Origin of the sequence: Pseudomonas alkylphenolica (genome assembly GCF_016009175.1) — a bacterium.
GTDB classification, from domain to species: Bacteria; Pseudomonadota; Gammaproteobacteria; order Pseudomonadales; family Pseudomonadaceae; genus Aquipseudomonas; species Aquipseudomonas alkylphenolica_B.
Window position 1 is genome coordinate 254,128 of the sequence record NZ_JADUCM010000001.1, and the last position, 17,084, is coordinate 271,211.

Here is a 17,084-nt window from a genome sequence, read left to right on the forward strand (position 1 = left end):
TGGGGCCGGTCAACCAGGGAGCAAGCCATGAAAGCGGTAGTGGTAAACGAGGGCGAAGGGCCCGCAGTCGATCGCAAGACGGCCTTGGGCCAGACATTGCGCAAGCGGATCCTGAGCATGGAGCTCGCCCCCGGCGCGGTGCTCGACGAAGTCGCTCTGAGCGAGGAGTTCGGCCTGTCGCGCCCGCCGGTGCGTGAATTGCTGCGGCAAATGGCCGCCGAAGGCTACATCGACCTGGAGGCCAATCGCGCGCCACGGGTATCGCTGATGAGCCACCAGACGCTGCGCAGCTTCTTTCTTGCCGCGCCGCTGATCTACGTGGCAACCACCAAGCTTGCCGCACTGCACGCCACCCCGGCGCAGATCGAGGGCCTCAAGCGCATCCAGCAGCGTTTCCGCCAGGCGGTGGACGCCGGTGATGTCGATGGCCGGGTGCTGTACAACGATGAATTTCACCTGGAAATCGGCCGCATGGCCGACAACCCCTACCTGATGCCCAGCCTGTGCCGCCTGCTGATCGACCATGCGCGGCTGGGCAAAACCTTCTACAAGGTTCAGGTAGACCCTGACCTTCAGGCAGACCTGGAAACGGCGGCCAACCAGCATGACCAGATAATCGACGCCATCGAACGCCGCGACGTGGACGATGCCGAGCGGCTGATCCGCGCGCACATGGACCTGTCGCGTCGGCGCATGGCGATGTTCGCAGCGCCCGAAGGCCTGGATGTGCAGTTCGACGCCTGAACGGCATCGCCGACGGCTATGGTCGGCGACGCGGTGCTGGGCGCGTGGGGTTCAGTCCGTAGTCTGTTCCACGGCTGTGGTTGCGGTTGGGGCCTGCACAGGTGCTTTTGACTTCGCACGATTGCGCCGGTCCTGGCTGCGTTGCCGCGCCGCTTGCTGCTTTGCATGAATCGCCTGGGCGGCGGTCACCGTGCCCGCGGCTTGACCGTTCAGGTCCAGGCGCGGTGCATTCTCCACCATGCAGGTCCAGTAACGGGCGCCCTTGCACCAGGTGGCGATGCCCAACTTGAGCTGTTCGCGGGTTATACCAAGCAGCTCAAGGTGCTGCTCGGCATCCTTGAAAATGCCTTCCTTGAGCGGCACCTTGGGGGCCGGGCTGACAGGGAATGCCAATGGAAAATGCTTCTGCAATGGCCAGATCGCTGCCACCGCCGGATCTTGCTCACGAGGCTGCGCCTTCGGGGCGGATTTGCGTTTGGGGGCGGGCGCAGTCTCGGCCTTTGCCTGCTCTTTTTCAGCCCGCAGGCGGTCGCGTAGCCCAGCTAGTTGTTCAAAACCCATCGTTAATTCACTGCTTCGAAGTTGATTGCGTGGCGCAAGGATATTCCATCAAGCACAAAGATGGCTATGAATAGGGTGGTGCTTATCCCCATAAAGGCTGGCATGGATCAATAAAACCGGTACCTCACGCCGTTGCCCTTGAGTCCGAAAACAGCAATGATCCATGCTTGTAGCGCTCATGGATTGTCCGCGCGCTGGCCACAGTGCGCAGAGGAGACCAGGTATGTGTGAACGACTGGCTCAATTCAGCTCGCCTGTCCAGTTGATCTCGACTTTAGGTTGGCACAAGGAGGTTCGTCAGCAGCAACCGCTGCAACCGCGAACCAGCATTGCACCAGAAGGCGCAGTGGGGCTTGTGCATGGCCAGAGCGATTGTTTGGTCTTCGACCCAGTCCGCTGGGGCTGGTTTCCGCGCTGGGCCAAGGTTAAATCGCCCCAGTTCCATGCGCCGGTCGACAAGGTCACGCACAGTCCTTACTGGAAAGCCGTTTGGCAACATCGAGCCTTGTGTCCGATCGATGGCTGGTTCGAATGGAGTAGCAGGGGAACGGATCTTCCTCGCCCCCACTATGTGCGGCGCCGCGACGGCCAGGCCTGCCTCATTGCCGCCGTTGGCCAGTTTCCGCGTGCCGGGCGCGACGCTACTGTCGACGATGGCTTTGTTCTGCTTGTGGGTGAAAAGCGGGGCGGTTTAGTGGACGAGCGGGGTGTTCGGCCATTGATTCTGTCCCCCGAAGTGGCCCTGGAGTGGATCGATGTATCCACTGAAAAAGGCCGGCCACACGAGATTGTCCAGGCTCAAGCCGCGTCTGATGACATTTTCGAATGGTTTCCCGTCGACTACGAGGCGGTCATGCAGGAAACCGTAAGCATCCAGCTACTGAACAATCGCTGAGGTGTTTCCCTCCCGGAAGAGGCGTTGACATGACCTATCTGCTGCTGAAATTCGCCCACCTGGCCGCTGCCGCCTTCTTCGTCGGTGGGGTGTTCTTTGAAGTGATGATCTTGAGCCGGGCAGTGCGCAGCCTGGAGCCCGGGCCGCGTGAGCAGCTGTCCAGGGCGCTGGGGCAGCGGGCACGCAAGGTCATGCACTGGGTGGTACTGGTGCTGTTTGGCGCAGGGCTGGGGTTGGCCTGGCATTACCGCGCCGCGCTGGCCGAGCCCTCTGCCAGCAGTTTCGGCGTGCTGTTGACGCTGAAGATCTGCCTGGCCTTGAGCATCCTCGGGCATTTCCTCGGCGTGGTGTTCCTTATGCGTACAGGACGCATGACGCCGGCACGTTCACGGCTGATCCACCTCAGCGTGTTGGTGCAGATGCTGGGCATTCTGTTTCTGGCCAAGGCAATGTTTCTGTTGAGCTGGTAGGTGTCATCTGCCGCGGCTTTCAGCGCCTGCAGTGACTCACCCGGCAAATCCGGCCCGGCCGTCACTGGCCTATAGCCAGTAGACATTAGGGGCTGCGTCTCGTACCGTGTGGTGCGCGCACGGGGTGTCAGCCTTTTTTTACACCGCGGCGCACGGGTATAAGGAACTACCTAGAAAGCAGGACTCATAAGCGGCTACCAGGAAGCAAGGGATATGCAAGCAAGGCATTCAAATAGCCTGTACAAGCGCGATGCTCGTCCCGAGTTCTGGCAGCTTTCAATGCGTTGCTGCGTATTGGCTGGCAGTATTGACGTAGCCTTTTTCTTTATTTTCCTTTGGCTTGGCTCCCCCATTCTGGCCTGGATAAACGTTATCAGTGTGGCCATGTATGTGTGCGCCTATCGAGCGTTCGTCCATCGGCGAAATCGCCTTGGTTTCGCATTGATCCAAACAGAAGTGCTGGTACATGCCGGGCTGGGAACGGTGCTGGTGGGTTGGGAAAGTGGCTTTCACTATTATTTGCTGATGTTCATTCCCGCCCTGTTTGTCAGTACGCGAGCCCGCATCGCGTGGATCCTTGCTGCACACCTGTGGATCTACTATGCAGGGTTGTATGTCCTCATGTGGTACATGCAGCCGCTGCAACCCATTTCCTCCAATGCCTTGCTGGGCGTGAACATCTTCAACCTGACCGTGGTGTTCTGCATGTTCAGCTACCTGGCGCTGTTCTATGCAATCACGGTAACTCGCGCGCACACCAGCCTGTCGCGGATGGCAATGACCGACTCGCTGACCGGCCTGTTCAATCGCCGGCAGATCGTTGCCCTGACCGAGAAGCTGCTGGCACGCCACCACAGGTGTCCCACCAACCTCACCTTGATGTTGATGGATATCGATCACTTCAAACAGATCAATGATGAGTACGGGCACGATGTTGGCGATCGGGTACTCGTTACCGTGAGCCAACACCTGCAAAGCCTGATGCGCGAACAGGATTTTATTGGTCGCTGGGGCGGCGAAGAGTTTCTTGGGGTATTGCCGGACACCGATCTTGAGCAGGCGGCGGAAACTGCTGAGCGTTTACGCAAGGCCATTCAGGTGCTGGAAATTGACAATGACGGCAAGAAAATCCAGGTGACGCTGTCTATCGGCATTACCCAGTACCGTGCTGACGAAGTGCTCAGCAATGCCATTGCGCGGGCCGATTACGCGCTCTACAAGGGCAAGTCATCGGGTCGAAACAGGGTAGAAGCCATTCAGGCCTGAATACCTTGTTTTAAGCGAACGCTTGCGAGCCATCGATTTCCAGCAGTGATTGAAACCGATGGCCCTGGCTCGGCCCGGAGCGTGTGAACGTCAGAAGGTGTATTTGATACCCGTCATGATGTTTCTTGGCGCGCCGTACATGCCGTGGTCGCCGGCGTAGCTGAGGTATTCGCGGTCGAACACGTTGTTCAGATTGACTGACGCACTCAGATGCTGGTTGAAGTCGTAGCGAGCCAAGAGGTTGGTGACGGCGTAGCTGCCCTGAGTGAAGGTATGCAGATCGGCTCCGGTTTTGCTCTGCCAGTTCACACCGCCGCCAAGGGTGACCTTGTCCAGAATGCCTGGCAGGCGATAGCTGGTGAAGGTCTTGAGACTGTGGCGAGGCAGGGTGGTCACGATACGCTGGTCGTCAGCATCGGTGCTGACCGCGTAGGCATAACCGGCGGAGGCCTGCCAGCCTTCGGCCAGTTCTCCGTCCAGGGTGAATTCAGCGCCCTTGGTCGTGGTTCCCTGTTCCGACTTGTAGGTGTTGCCGCCCGGGGTATCGATCCAGATCGCCAGGTTGTCCTGCTCGATCTTGAACAGCGCGACGCTGGAGTTCAGCCTGCCGTCAAAGTGGCTGCCCTTGACTCCGACTTCATAACCGGTGCCCTCCATCGGATCCAGTGGTTTGTTGTCGATGTCGCGAACCCAGGACGACTGAGGGTTGAAGATTTTCGTGTAGCTGGCATACAGCGACCACGTTTCGTTGACGTCATACACCACGCCGGCATACGGAATGTAGACGCCGGTTTCCGACTCTTTGGTCTTGGTGTGGTCTGCGTCGTAGGGTTTATCCTCGATGTCACGATGCCAGTCGATCACGCGGCTGCCCAGCAAGATACTGAGATCGTCGGTGGCGTGCAGGCGCGTGGCGAGGTAGGCGGCGTATTGGGTTTCGTCGGTAGTGGATTTACCCGTGACGTTGAATTCCGGATTCAGCGAATCACCGTTCCAGTTCAGCAGGTTGTCGATCGCGCCGGCCGGAGAGCCGGAATAGTCGTATTTCCAACCGCCGTAGGCGGGCACGTTCTCGTAGTAGTTGGACAAGGTCACGCCAGCGATCAATTCATGCTCGCGGCCCAACAGGTCGAACGGGCCGGTCAGGTAGGCGTCGATGTTGTTCTGGCGCGGGATACCGGAGAAACGCACTGGCAACTGAGTAGTGCCACTGCCGTCCGGGTTGAGGCTGCCGTTGACGTAGTTGAAGACTTCGTCAAACTTGTTTTCGGAGTGGGTCAGTTCGATCTTCCCGCTCCAGCCATTGGCAAACTGCTGTTCGATCGAGGTGAAAAAACTGGTTTGTTCATGGTCGTTGTATGACCAGGTCTGAGCCGAATTGAGCGAGCGTTTGAGGTTGCTGCGCGAGCCGTCGGTGAAGCGGGTCGGCAGGCCGGAGCGCATGGCGGAGTCGACGTCGGTGCGTTGATAACTGAAGCCCATGGTCAGCAGGGTGTCTTCAGTCAGGTCAAACTCGGTAATGCCGTAGATCAGTTGCGAGTCCTGCTTGTAGCGATCGACCCAGGACTGCTCGGTCTTGAAGTCGGCGACCAGGCGACCGCGTACGTTGCCGGTTTCGGTCAGCGGGCCGGACACATCAAAGCCGGTGCCGTAGCGGTCCCAGTTGCCGGCTTCAGCGGTGATGCTGGCCTGAGCCTCGGCGGTCGGACGCTTGCGGATCAGGTTGATCGTCGCTGAAGGGCTGCCCAGGCCGCTGATCAGGCCGGTCGCACCGCGTACCACCTCCACACGGTCATACATGGCCATGCTCTGGGTGTAATTGTCCATGCGCTTGACGGTGGGCACACCATCGATTTCAAAGTTCTGAATCTCGAAGCCGCGGGAGAAATAGCCGTCGGATTCGGCCCCCAGTCCGTCGCGCAACACGATGATGCCCGGTGTGGCATCGAGGGTATCGCTGAGATTGGTCAGGCGCTGGTCATCCAGGCGCTGGCGGGTCATGACGGTCAGCGACTGCGGGGTTTCTTTGGGGGTCAGGTTAAGACGGGTCGAGCTGCTGGAAGAGTAGGTGGTGTAGAGCCCGGTGCCCTCTGTAGTCGACCCGGGCGCTTTGCCCGAAATTGAAATGCTCTGCAGCGCCACGCGGGGGGTGACCGGCGCCCGCTCGAGGGTGTATCGCCCATCCGGCTGGCGAACCGCAATGAGCTGGCTGCCCTCAAGCAGCGCCTGTAAAGCACCGTCGACCGTGTAATCACCACTCAAGCCAGGGCTGTTTTGTCCGGCAATCAAGTCATTGGGAAAGGACAACAGCAAATGGGCTTGCTGGCCCAGTTGATTGAGCGCGGTGCCTAGTGACGCCGGGGGAATTTCGTAGTGTTGCACGCTGCTATCGGCAGCTGCCAACACAGGCGATGAAGTGGCGATCAGTACCGCTGCGGCGCAACCAAGGGTGGTGGCGAGCGAGGTAGCGGAGTAGGACGAAACACTGCGGTGATGCATGTGGAGTTTCCCGATGATTTTTGATGTATGGCCTATGAGTCTCGCCAGAAATCAAAACGGCTCATCGAGGACGAAAAAACTTCAAACGTTAGCTGGCAAAGGGCGCAGGTTGATCCACAGGCGAGTGAAACGCTGTACGTCCAGTTTCAGCGTCTGGGCGACGGCCTCGATGATTCGATCGCTGTTTGCCAGCGGGTAGGTACCCCATACGCGCAGATTGGCCAATGCCGGGTCGCACCCGAGATGGCCATGACGATACCGGCCAAGTTCATCTAGGAACGCCTGGAGCGGCTGGCCGTTGGCGACAATCATGCCTTCGGCCCAGGCGGGAGCGGATGCTTGCATTGCACCCTGATCGAGCATCCCGAACGGCCCGAAACGAGCCAGTTGTCCAGCTTGCAGGGCAGTCCAGGTGCTGGCCTGAGTCGGGATTACTTGAAGCGAGCCACGATAGACCGCCAACTGGGTTGAGCCGTTGTCAAACTGGCGTACCGTGAAACGCGCCGAGGTCGTTTGCGCCCGAATCTGAGCGGTATCGATAAAGAGAGCCGGGTTCACGGCAGTGTCGATCAAGACCTCGCCGCTGAGTAATCGAAGGTGCCAGCGATGGTCAGTCGCATGGGCATTTATCGCACTGCGGGTATTGAGTTCAAGCGACAGATCCGGGGCCAGCGCAACACGTCGTTGCTCGCCCACACCCGTGGCGTAATCGGCACTCATGCGCGACACCACTTCGCTGTCTCGACCCGACCATGCGCCGGCACTCACTGTCAGCAGCAAGGCCAGGCCCTTGATTGCCCTACGCCTGCTCAGCCCTTCCTGGGCGGGGAGCAACAGGGCCTGTCGGGCAAGGTTTCGATCGCCTCGGGTGCGCAATGAATCGAGCTGCTCCCCCAGGGCCAAGGCTTTTTCCCAGGCTATCTCATGCAAGGGGTGTTCACTACGCCATGCCATAAAGGCGGCCTGTGTGGGTGAATCGAAACTGGCCTCCTGCATGTCGAGCCACCACGCCATCGCCTCCTCACACATTTTCGGTGAGAGTGATGGTTCGCGAGTAACGGCGTTTGCGGAGATAGTCATTTCAGCGCTTCCATCACCAGCATGCATTGTGCACCCGCCTTGATGATATGGCGTTTGACGGTAGCGATTGAAATACCCAGGCGCTCGGCAATTTCCCCGTGGCTGAGCCCATCGAGTTGCGACCAGAGAAACGCTTTTTTGACGGCGACATCCAGTTCGCAGAGTGCCTGGTCGAGTCGAACCAGCGTCTCGAAAATAATCAATTGGGTCGCCAGGTCCGGCAGCACGCTTTCGTCTTCGGTCTGGAGCGCCTCCAGATAGGCTTTTTCCAAGCGTGCGCGGCGGTAGTGGTTGGACAGGACACTGCGCGCCACCTTGGCCAGAAAGGGGCGAGGCTGGCGGACTTCAAACGTCTCGTTGCTGACCAGCAGGCGCATGAAGGTGTCCTGCATCAAATCAGCAGCGCGGTGTGAGCAGCTCAATTGCCGATACAGCCAGCTACGCAACCAGCGGTGTTGCTGTTCGTAGAGTGCAGCGAGCTGAGCGGTATCGACGGAGGTCATGAGTTGCCAAAGAATCGATGCAAATGAGACGTAGTATCATATTTGACTAATTGAGTGGCGACAAGAACGCAGAAGGATGCAGTGCATGACTGGCCTGATTTGTAATGGTTGCTCTTGGCAGGTAGCTGCCAGTGGCGCAGGGTAGCTACCGACCCAATGCAGCCACTTGCCCAGGCGTCCCCTGTGGGAGCGGGTTCACCCGCGAACGATGCACTGCGGTGGATGGCACCGGCTTAGCCGGTGTTCGCGGGTGAACCCGCTCCCACACAGATGGCGACTGCAGCAGAAATCGGGCAAGACCATTGCTCCCGACGTTAAATCCCATTCCGGCCGCTTTCGACCCTTAGCAGTAGCTCACAGGTTCTCTATGAATGACGGGTAGTTGTTTTTTCACGCCAACCCTTCCAACTGTACATATTCAACTCGGTGCCGACCGTTGTTTTTAGCCGCATATAGCTGCTTGTCTACGGCTTTGATGAAGTCGGTAGGCTTTTCCAGCTCACCTGGCACCACCGAGCCCGCGCCGATGCTGACAGTGACGCGGTGGCCATGTGGCGATAGCGCATGCACGATGGACTGCTTCTGAATCAACCGCTGGCAACGGTCAGCAACTTTACGCGCCACCTCGGCATCGGCTTCGGGCAGCAGCACGACAAACTCTTCGCCTCCATAGCGAGCGACAAGATCGCGAGGGCCATCCAACGCCAAACTCAGCGTCTGGGCGATCGCTATCAAACATTTGTCGCCTTGAATATGGCCGTACAAATCGTTGTACTGCTTGAAGAAATCGACATCCAGCAATAACAGAGACAGTGGCTGGCGCTCGCGGCGCGCACGTTCCCACTCCAACTCAAAACAGCTATCGAAGCGGCGGCGGTTGGCGATATTCGTCAAACCGTCCTTGAACGAAAGCACCTCTAGCTCTTTCTGCAAGCTCAGCAGTTGGTCCTCGGTCTTCTTGCGTTCGCTGATGTCAAACATGAAGCCGATCAGTGCTTCGACCTCGCCTCTGTCATTGCGCACCACGTGCACAACGTCGCGAATCCACACATAGCCGTTGTCCTTTGTCAGCGCTCGGTAGTCCGCCTCATGGTCCACGCCAGCCTGGGATTGGGACACGCAGAAATTCACCACATATTCGCGATCTTCTGGGTGCATGCGCATAGCCCAGTCTTCCACGCTCACCCAGCTTTCAGGACTCCAGCCCAGCAGTGCTTCGATTTGAGGGCCGATATAAGCGAATTTCATCGTGGCCCAATCAATCTTCCACGGAATCGCCTTGGTCGACTCCAGCAAGGTTCTGTACACCCCACTGTCATTAACAAACTCGCTTACATCGGACATAGGCAATAGCCCTCAGATCGATTTCAGTAAGCCACTCTAGCCTGAAGCAATCAGCCGTGGGGATTTACTGAACGAGCGCTTCTGGCCGATTGCAGCCCTTAGTGCTCATCGCAAGCGGCTACACCCAGCCAAAGGGAAAGCATCACACAGAAGCAATGGTGCTCTCGCAATTGGACGCGACGCACCAAAACCGTATGGCTTGCGTAAAGCTGGAGCGCGGGTAGGTTAAATCACCGGATGGCCGCATCTGCGGCCTGAACCAATTACTCAGCTCACTCTACCGGCGCTTGGCCCGCTAGCACGGTACGTCTCAGCACTGCTGCGGTTGCGGCACGCGCCTCAACTTCATCCAGCAACGCTTCCACCAGCGCGAGGCTCATTTCCAGCGAGTGCTGGGTCGCCCACAGCAAACCACGTACCTCGGCATTGACCATGTCACAGGCCTGGGCGTTGGTCTGGTAAGCGCTTTTGAGCAGGACGGTGGCGTGGATCAGCGCGTCTTCGGCAGACACGCCGGGGCGTACGGCGAACAGGGGATCGTGGGTGCCGTCGCAGGAGCCGAAGGTGGTGCTGGATTTGGTGACGAGGGGGGGATCAGGAACGGGTTTTGTCATGGTGTTGCTCCTTGATTGGTGGAGCCGCCACAGGCCGTGACCAAACGATCAGGGGCGACAGTACGCAGGAACGCGTTTTCGACAGTGCTGCTCCTTGAATAGGAGCCGCCACAAACCGTGATCAAGCGATGGGTGGCGACTGTACGCAGGTTGGTCAACCGGGAATCAAGGAACCCGGCGCGCACGAATGCGCCCCGCGCACAGCCGCCATAACACGAAGCAGCAGGCACAAAAAAAGCGCCAGCTGAATCGGATGGGGCGCTTGTGCGCCTTGATTTCGCAGGTGACCAAACCTGGTCGCTGGATTTACAGCGACGAAGGGAAGGGTAGCGGGGTTGGGGAGGGGATACAAGGGGGATGAGCAATGGCTGCTTTCGGCTGTGGATTCAGCCTTTCTTGAACGACCGGTTCCGACCCTGAGCGGTCATTCTGATGAAAGCCTCAAAGCCGTCGCTCACATAAACCTCTTCTGCTCATGTCTCGCATGACGCCGCAAAATGTGCCATTTCGCAAAAACCGGCACCCATTGCGTGTAGGCTTTACGGAATAGATGCTGCAAAGCTCGGCTATAAGCTCTTTTTCGTCCCGATTTAGAGCACAACGCCAGAAATGGCCTGCGGGTCGGTGCGATCACCCTTACGTTAGGGACCTAGGAGTCACTTATGCATGATCTTGAAGCCGTTGTTCGGGAAGTTCGGAACGCATTGCAGTTTCATCGACGTCGAGCAAGAGTCCATCTCATCACGATGCTTTTTTTCGCCGTGGTGGTGTTTATGGGCTCGCTAGCCTTTGGCAGTTATCTCATTCAGCTCCTCCAAACTACCGCTTCGGCGATCACGGCCGCGAGTTCTGCAGGCCTGCAACAGCCCTCAACTGTAGACTTCACGAAGTTGGCAGCGGAACACAATTTGGGGTACATAATGCTCAGCGGCTTCGTGTTGACGCTCTTCTTCGTCGCTGGGCTACTTCGCCACCATGTGAAGCGAGCGACGGTCAATGAAGACCGGCTATATCACTTACTCAAGGTGTCTTGTCTGCGCTTACCCGATACTGGGTTGTCTGATGCGGCGCAGAAGTCACTGCTTGACCTGCGTGAAAACGAACAGGCCTTGGCAGCAGATACAGAAGCACATGGGGGCCTCGCAGTCATCGAACGCTCACTCGCGTCGCTTAGTCAGAGCGTCGGAGAAATGTCGAAGCGTCGCGAGTGACCTAACTATCCATCGTACGGACGCCTTCCTGCCGGCGGTGTTTGCCTCCAGGCACTACTCATGTCAAACGTGAAAGACCTCTTCTTCTGGCGTTCCCGGCAGCACATGGCTGGAAGCTGACTTCAGTAGCCGTCCGCATCCGGCCAAAAGCAGTCATTCCAGCATGGCTGTAAAACGGGCCGATTCAATTTTCCGAATCGGCGCCTTTAACTCTAGAAAGTGTGACGGCGTGTGAGTTTAGCTACACATTTTTAGTGTGTCCGTTGGGGGGTTATACATTTTCCGAAAGCGTCGAACTAATAATCCTGACCAAATCATCATCCTTGCGGATTGTCAGTGGAAAGCCAGTGATACTTAGTATGTTGCTTGCTATAGATATAACTAGTGAATCATCTCTTACAGTAAGATCGAATATTTTTGAGCGATCGCCAAGTATTGATCTAGCTAAGGTGTTGAAGTCATTCGCGGAACCGTCGGACTTTAACCTTGCATGTGCTGGTGCCGCGACAGCAAGTAGGAGATCTCTTAGGGCATCAGCTTCGCAAATTGACTCTGTGTTCGAAGCAAATTGCACGCATCTCAAAATATCATCGTACGGCCCTTGGATCGCTAGTTTATCAAGTTGGCTTATGGATTCCATTTCATCGGCAGCCGCGCTTGGCTTACCTATAGAGGTAAATCTATCTGACACTTGATAATAAGACTCAATTGACCCCCGCCTTAGCACAAAAAGTCCGGACTTCTCGAGTACGTCCAATAAAACGCATAATCGTTTTTTGATATTAGTCCAAGCATTATCGCTTGATAAACTAGCTAAAACGACGTCGGGGGATGAGAAAAGGGTGCAAAATGCAGCTCGGCGCTGCGCGATATCGATTTCGCCTTCTTTTTTGTTTGTCCAATAGGGGTGAGTTTCCGCGTTTGTGGAGATCTCAGACCACCTGTCTTGTACAAGCTTACAAAAATCACCGTATATAGTACCCGCCATGGCAGATGCTGAAGAAAATCCTAGGTTTGCAGCATCTTGATCAGCAAGTGGGCATTTTGCGAGAAACTGATTGACCAATTCAAGGCCGTCGGCGACCCCATCGGCATCTGCTAGCGCGACTGGCTCTTTACCCAATAGGCGAAGTAATTTTGTAACGATTGGCATCTGCCCCTTACCAATTACCGGAAGGAGTTGTGAACCAGATGCCTCCAAATTCATATCGGCCTTGCTAGATAGAGCGCTACATATCATTAAGTCCGAAGGCCCTTCCACCAAAAGTGGGCGCTTGCAGAACAACGATAACTTGTGCTCCTGCCCGAGACGAGCGATTAGACCTTGGATTTTCTTGTTTTTTAGTTCACCTGCATCTGCCGCTATTTGAACTGGGTCTGCGTTCAGGTCATAGCAAAACACAAGTGACAGCAAATCATCTGGGCGTGCTAGCTGAATCATTTCGGTGGAGTGTGTTGCAATCACAACAAATTTCTTATTTTTGCCTTCGGACGGATGACCTGCCACGCTAATAATTTCTTTGAGGAGAAACGCTTGTAGCTGTGGATGTAATGAGACTTCGGGCTCATCTAAAAGCAACGCACCAACTTCATCATCATAAAGCGCAGAAAGAATCCCCACCAGATGCATTAAGCCTGATGCTTCACGTCCTGAGGAGTAGGGCTGAGATTGACCGTCAATGCGAGAAAACAAAATTTTCAAGCTTCCTGCGTCCCACTCTATAAGTAGGTCTCGCTTAAATAGCTTTCTAAGACGCTCCTGAATTTTAATAAGAATGTCCGCGCGCTCGGCAAGGGTCTGGAAATCACCATTTAGTGTTTCCATTAGATGTCGCCGAACGGAGTCACTTTTGGCACCATATGAAGCGTTGTCATACTCTGGATTAGGGCGATAACCATCATAGTTGGACCTAAATTGCTCCAACATTCCCATTCGTCCTGCAGAGAGGAAACGTACTTTCTTCCCATCAACATGACTTTCGAAACTGTCTTTTAGGCCCCGAAGGATGTGGGTTTTACCTGATCCATTGGGCCCCAAAAGGACTGTCAGCCCGTTATTCAGGACAAGGTTTCTATTAATAGGCCCATTATGGCTTCTTATGTTCGCAGTTAACTGTATCGGAAATTTCACAGCATTGCTCCTTGGTGCTCAATTGTAAGTTGGCGACGTAAGCGGGAAGTGTTTTTCACTTGTTTTTTAAAATGATTTTGGCTCTATGGTCTTTTATTGACTCATAGTCATCGATGTGAGCGGGTAACGATCTGAGGAAGCATGCAACCTGGATCGCGAGTTCAGACTGAACTATAAAGGGGCCGCGACGCTGCCCGTCACCCCCAGGCTTCTTTGAGCAAAGAGCGAAAAAGTCCGGAAAGTAACGGCTCAACCTCTGTGCGTTCTCTTCGGAGCGGCTTGATGGTCTCAAGTCGATGCAGTTCTCGCTCAATGAATTGTTGGATGGGCATGACCTGGAGCGATAGCCCCATTTTCGGGGACTGGAGTTTTATTGCAAGCAGGTCATCGATGGCTTGCTGGAATTCGGGCTCTCCTTCAATGCTGCCACGCAGCTTGTCAAATTCGATGGGGGCGGGCTTATGAAACTGTTCCAGCCACCGCACCGACAACAAGGGGCGCAGCACGTAAAAGTACTTCTGTAAGGGTACCTGAGGGGCCTGAAAGTAGCTTCTGTAGTTGGTTTTGGCCATGCTGGGATAATGGTGGATGCCACTCTCGACTGAGTACACTAATGGTAGTAAATCCTTAGCCCGTTCGTGGAAAGAACCTGATTTTTCGTAAATATTAGTGGGCTGCACCCACTCCACAAAACCTGGGTTGGACTTCCAGAATAGTCTCAGTGCCTTACGCAGGTCCCAGCCACTTATGTCCATGTCATCTATGACCGGATACTCAATGACGTCACGTTGTTCTTCGAGGCCAATAGAGAGATACCATTCTGGTTTATTGACATAGATGAAGCGCGCATCATAGTCACTATTGGGAGAGGCAAATCCCCAGGCGCGGCTGCCAGATTCAACGGCTAAAAGCACCTTCACGTCATGCTCTTCCTCAGCACGGCGAAGGCGGTTTCTAACTTCTTCCTGAATAGCCAAAGAAACCATGTGCGAACTCAAAATGGATAATATTTCGCTTGTACGCTACTCATTCGTAGACGGACTGTCCAGTGGCTGCTTCTGGCCTAACTCAGCCCTTCGCGACCGTCAGCTATAGGTCGGGATAGCGACGGTCAAGCATTGACCGTCACTATGGATAGTCAGACTTCCGTTTGTTCCGCCATTTCTAGGGCATTATCGACCTCGATTCCCAGGTATCTGACGGTGCTTTCAAGCTTCGTGTGCCCAAGCAGAAACTGAACAGCTCTCAGGTTCTTCGTCCTGCGATAGATAAGCGATGCTTTGGTTCGCCGTAGTGTTTGAGTACCGTACATGGTTGGGTCCAGGCCAATGGCTGTCACCCACGCTTTGACTATTCGAGCGTATTGCCTAGTGGAAAGATGGTCTGAAGCGTGCAATCGGGTCGGAAATTAAGAAGTCCTCGCTGCGGAGGTGCGCCTGATGCATCCATGCCTCCAAAACCGTTCGAGTTTGCTCAGTGACTTCAAACTGCACTGGGTGCTGAGTTTTCTGCTGCATCACAATGGCCCATGACGAAACATGCTCCCCATGGACGATGTCTCGAATCCTCAGCTTGGTTAAGTCACAGGCACGTAGCTTGCTGTCGATGGCCAAGTTGAAGAGCGCCAAATCACACGTCCTCTCCGCGAGCTAGAGTCTGACCCGAATGGCCCAGATATCTCTGACTCGGAGCGGGGCTTTCTGCCCGACAAGCTTCCCTTGTTCCAAGGCTGATGGCTGTGTCTAGCAATAGTGTTCATGGCTGGTCCTCCACGTTCAGGGAGGACCAGGGTGAATCAGCCACAACGAGTGGTGGTCGCTATTCGACCCATTGCTGACACTCAGGTTTTTCTAAAATCAAAGGCCGATTCAGCCGGAAATCTCAGGGAGCATGCGAACTCCTTTTGCATGACGTTGGAGTTCAGCTCCCACCGAAAGCGATCGGCTGGAACGACCGGTTCGACGTCAGCGCCAAAGATGCTCGTCCAGAAGTTCACGAAGCCCAGAGAGTTGTGCGCCAACGTCTCTGATGTCCAATTTCTCCCACTCAGCGTGAAGAGCGTGGTTGCGGACCGCTGCGTATGATTTCAAACGCTTCGCCTTTACTTGTGTAAAGACGCTGCGTTTGGTCAGTTCATCAATGAGAGGTTCGAGTGACATACCATTAACCGCAATCTCAGACTTCCGAGCTATTCGCTTGATAGTGTCTTCAAGCACTGCAGAACCCAGGACAGCAGCTTCTTTGAGCTTACCGGCCTTATGATACTGCGTCGCATGATCAAGGAAGTCATCGAACGCTAAGGCGACTACTTGGTCCTCAAGCTTAACCAGCAACCCAGCTTGCGCTTCATGCTGCACCGACTGAAGTAGACCCAGAAGTTTTTTGATGGAGGAAATTGGGAAGCCGCCGTTAAGTTGCTCATGCTCGACGATCCTCTTCAACTCTGCCATGTAGAAACTGCCAGGCGGGGCGACCTGGTGTATCGCGTTAGCCGCGGACGAGAACCAACTCTGTGCCTCCACGACATCTTTCATCCAGTAGTCTTGGGGCGACTGTGACCGGGCTGCGGCATTGCCCCGCGAAATCAGGTCATCGATGCGCTTGAGTACGTGATCCTGCATGGTGAATTGCCCCTGTTGTTGTCGAGCATTGAATGGCTGCTTCAGGCCGCTAGCTGCCTTTGACGAAGGGCCGCTATGCGGCCCTTGTGTTCAAACACGCTGGATTCAGATCGCGAGGCTGTCGACCACACCGCCGTCGACCCGCAGGGCTGCGCCAGTGGTGGCGGAGGAGTAAGGGGAAGCGAGGTAAACCACCAGGTGGGCGACTTCGTCGACGTCGGCAACGCGCTGGATGATCGAACTCGGGCGGGCACTGCGCACGAAATGGTCAGCTTCTTCGCGGATGCTGCGACCGGAGGCCTTGGCGGCTTCGGCCACCATGTTGGCGACGCCGTCGCTCAGGGTCGGCCCGGGCAGCACGGCATTGACGGTGACGCCGGTACCTGCCAGACGCTTGGCCAGACCGTGCGAGACGGCAAGGTTGGCGCTCTTGGTCACGCCGTAGTTAATCATGTCGGCAGGGATGGCGATGCCCGATTCCGAAGAGATGAACAGAATCCTCCCCCAGCCCTTTTTCACCATTCCCGGGGCGTAGTGGCGAGCCAGACGCACGCCCGACAGTACGTTGACTTCGTAGAAGCGGGCCCATTCGCTGTCGTCTACTTCGAAGAAGTCGACATCGTCGTAGATGCCCAGGTTGTTGACCAGGATGTCGGCCTCGGGATGGGCGGCGATCAAGGTTTGGGCACCCGCGGCGGTGCCCAGATCGGCGACGACGCCCTGCACCTGGCCTCGTCCGCCTTGGGCGCGCAGCTCGGCCAGGGCGGCATCCAGCGAATTCTGGCTACGGCCGGCGATGACTACGTCGGCGTGGGCGCGGGCCAGGCCGCGAGCGATGGCCAGGCCAATGCCGCCGGTCGAGCCGCTGATGATGGCGGTGCGCGCGCCGAGGTCGATGTTCATGGGGTGGCTCCTGTGCGTGAGTTGCAGCGATGGAGGGCGTGCCAGCGACAGCCTGCTGGCGACCGATATGCAGCATAGCCAAGGTCCAGGCTGATGAAGACACCGCTCAGCGCCGCCGCCATAGCGTGGCGCCGCAAAGCAGGCAGGGACAGGAGAACGAGAAGGAATGAAGTGGCGGTAATTCGCTACAGGACGCTGGCTCAGGCGAATGACCCGTGAATAAGGTTTGTCCCGGTGATTTG

The 17,084-nt window shown here is 56.2% G+C and carries 15 protein-coding genes and 1 pseudogene; 5 read left to right on the plus strand and 11 right to left on the minus strand.

Annotated features, from left to right (window positions below; all coding sequences use genetic code 11):
• Positions 1-27: 27 nt before the first annotated feature.
• A complete protein-coding gene (locus I5S59_RS01235; RefSeq protein ID WP_128323555.1) occupies positions 28-744 on the plus strand; it encodes a GntR family transcriptional regulator in 717 nt (238 codons plus the stop codon).
• 51 nt (positions 745-795) lie between these two features.
• Here I5S59_RS01235 and I5S59_RS01240 read toward each other — a convergent pair whose 3' ends face one another.
• Complete coding sequence (locus I5S59_RS01240) at positions 796-1,305, minus strand: ProQ/FinO family protein (RefSeq protein WP_128323554.1); 510 nt, start codon at positions 1,303-1,305, stop codon at positions 796-798.
• Positions 1,306-1,528: 223 nt separating this feature from the next.
• On the opposite strand from I5S59_RS01240, the gene I5S59_RS01245 reads away from it, so the two are divergent.
• The 3 genes from I5S59_RS01245 to I5S59_RS01255 all read left to right on the plus strand — a co-directional run bounded on the left by I5S59_RS01245 (position 1,529) and on the right by I5S59_RS01255 (position 3,936).
• Positions 1,529-2,200, plus strand: a complete 672-nt coding sequence (locus I5S59_RS01245) for an SOS response-associated peptidase family protein (RefSeq protein WP_197875023.1) — start codon at positions 1,529-1,531, stop codon at positions 2,198-2,200.
• 29 nt (positions 2,201-2,229) lie between these two features.
• Entirely contained in the window at positions 2,230-2,670 is a 441-nt protein-coding gene (locus I5S59_RS01250; RefSeq protein ID WP_128323552.1) for a CopD family copper resistance protein, read from the plus strand.
• 213 nt (positions 2,671-2,883) lie between these two features.
• Entirely contained in the window at positions 2,884-3,936 is a 1,053-nt protein-coding gene (locus I5S59_RS01255; RefSeq protein ID WP_197875024.1) for a GGDEF domain-containing protein, read from the plus strand.
• A gap of 90 nt (positions 3,937-4,026) precedes the next feature.
• Here I5S59_RS01255 and I5S59_RS01260 read toward each other — a convergent pair whose 3' ends face one another.
• The 5 genes from I5S59_RS01260 to I5S59_RS01280 all read right to left on the minus strand — a co-directional run bounded on the left by I5S59_RS01260 (position 4,027) and on the right by I5S59_RS01280 (position 9,976).
• Positions 4,027-6,435: a TonB-dependent siderophore receptor gene (locus I5S59_RS01260; RefSeq protein ID WP_197875025.1), complete on the minus strand. Its 2,409-nt coding sequence runs from the start codon at positions 6,433-6,435 to the stop codon at positions 4,027-4,029.
• A gap of 81 nt (positions 6,436-6,516) precedes the next feature.
• On the minus strand, positions 6,517-7,515 hold the full coding sequence (locus I5S59_RS01265) for a FecR domain-containing protein (protein WP_197875026.1): 999 nt from the start codon (positions 7,513-7,515) through the stop codon (positions 6,517-6,519).
• The gene (locus tag I5S59_RS01270; RefSeq protein ID WP_197875027.1) at positions 7,512-8,018 is read right to left on the minus strand and encodes a sigma-70 family RNA polymerase sigma factor; all 507 of its coding nucleotides are present in this window, start codon (positions 8,016-8,018) and stop codon (positions 7,512-7,514) included. Before I5S59_RS01270 ends, I5S59_RS01265 begins: the two co-directional genes overlap by 4 nt.
• Before the next feature lie 390 nt (positions 8,019-8,408).
• Positions 8,409-9,362 carry a sensor domain-containing diguanylate cyclase gene (locus tag I5S59_RS01275; protein ID WP_197875028.1) on the minus strand — a complete coding sequence of 318 codons (954 nt, stop codon included), beginning with the start codon at positions 9,360-9,362 and terminating at the stop codon, positions 8,409-8,411.
• Between the two features lie 272 nt (positions 9,363-9,634).
• Positions 9,635-9,976 (minus strand): DUF6124 family protein, encoded by a 342-nt coding sequence (locus tag I5S59_RS01280; RefSeq protein WP_197875029.1) that lies wholly within the window; start codon positions 9,974-9,976, stop codon positions 9,635-9,637.
• A gap of 662 nt (positions 9,977-10,638) precedes the next feature.
• On the opposite strand from I5S59_RS01280, the gene I5S59_RS01285 reads away from it, so the two are divergent.
• A complete protein-coding gene (locus tag I5S59_RS01285) occupies positions 10,639-11,187 on the plus strand; it encodes a hypothetical protein (protein WP_197875030.1) in 549 nt (182 codons plus the stop codon).
• Positions 11,188-11,458: 271 nt separating this feature from the next.
• Here the strand turns inward: I5S59_RS01285 and I5S59_RS01290 are convergent, their stop codons facing one another.
• The 5 genes and pseudogenes from I5S59_RS01290 to I5S59_RS01310 all read right to left on the minus strand — a co-directional run bounded on the left by I5S59_RS01290 (position 11,459) and on the right by I5S59_RS01310 (position 16,842).
• The gene (locus tag I5S59_RS01290; RefSeq protein ID WP_197875031.1) at positions 11,459-13,318 is read right to left on the minus strand and encodes an ATP-dependent nuclease; all 1,860 of its coding nucleotides are present in this window, start codon (positions 13,316-13,318) and stop codon (positions 11,459-11,461) included.
• A 197-nt stretch (positions 13,319-13,515) separates the two neighbouring features.
• Entirely contained in the window at positions 13,516-14,304 is a 789-nt protein-coding gene (locus I5S59_RS01295) for a DNA polymerase beta superfamily protein (protein ID WP_197875032.1), read from the minus strand.
• Positions 14,305-14,456: 152 nt separating this feature from the next.
• Positions 14,457-15,077 (minus strand): annotated as a pseudogene (locus I5S59_RS26385) (tyrosine-type recombinase/integrase).
• Between the two features lie 205 nt (positions 15,078-15,282).
• Positions 15,283-15,939, minus strand: coding sequence for a hypothetical protein (locus I5S59_RS01305; RefSeq protein WP_197875033.1), 657 nt, complete (start codon positions 15,937-15,939; stop codon positions 15,283-15,285).
• 105 nt (positions 15,940-16,044) lie between these two features.
• Positions 16,045-16,842: an SDR family NAD(P)-dependent oxidoreductase gene (locus tag I5S59_RS01310; protein ID WP_197875034.1), complete on the minus strand. Its 798-nt coding sequence runs from the start codon at positions 16,840-16,842 to the stop codon at positions 16,045-16,047.
• Positions 16,843-17,084: the final 242 nt, after the last annotated feature.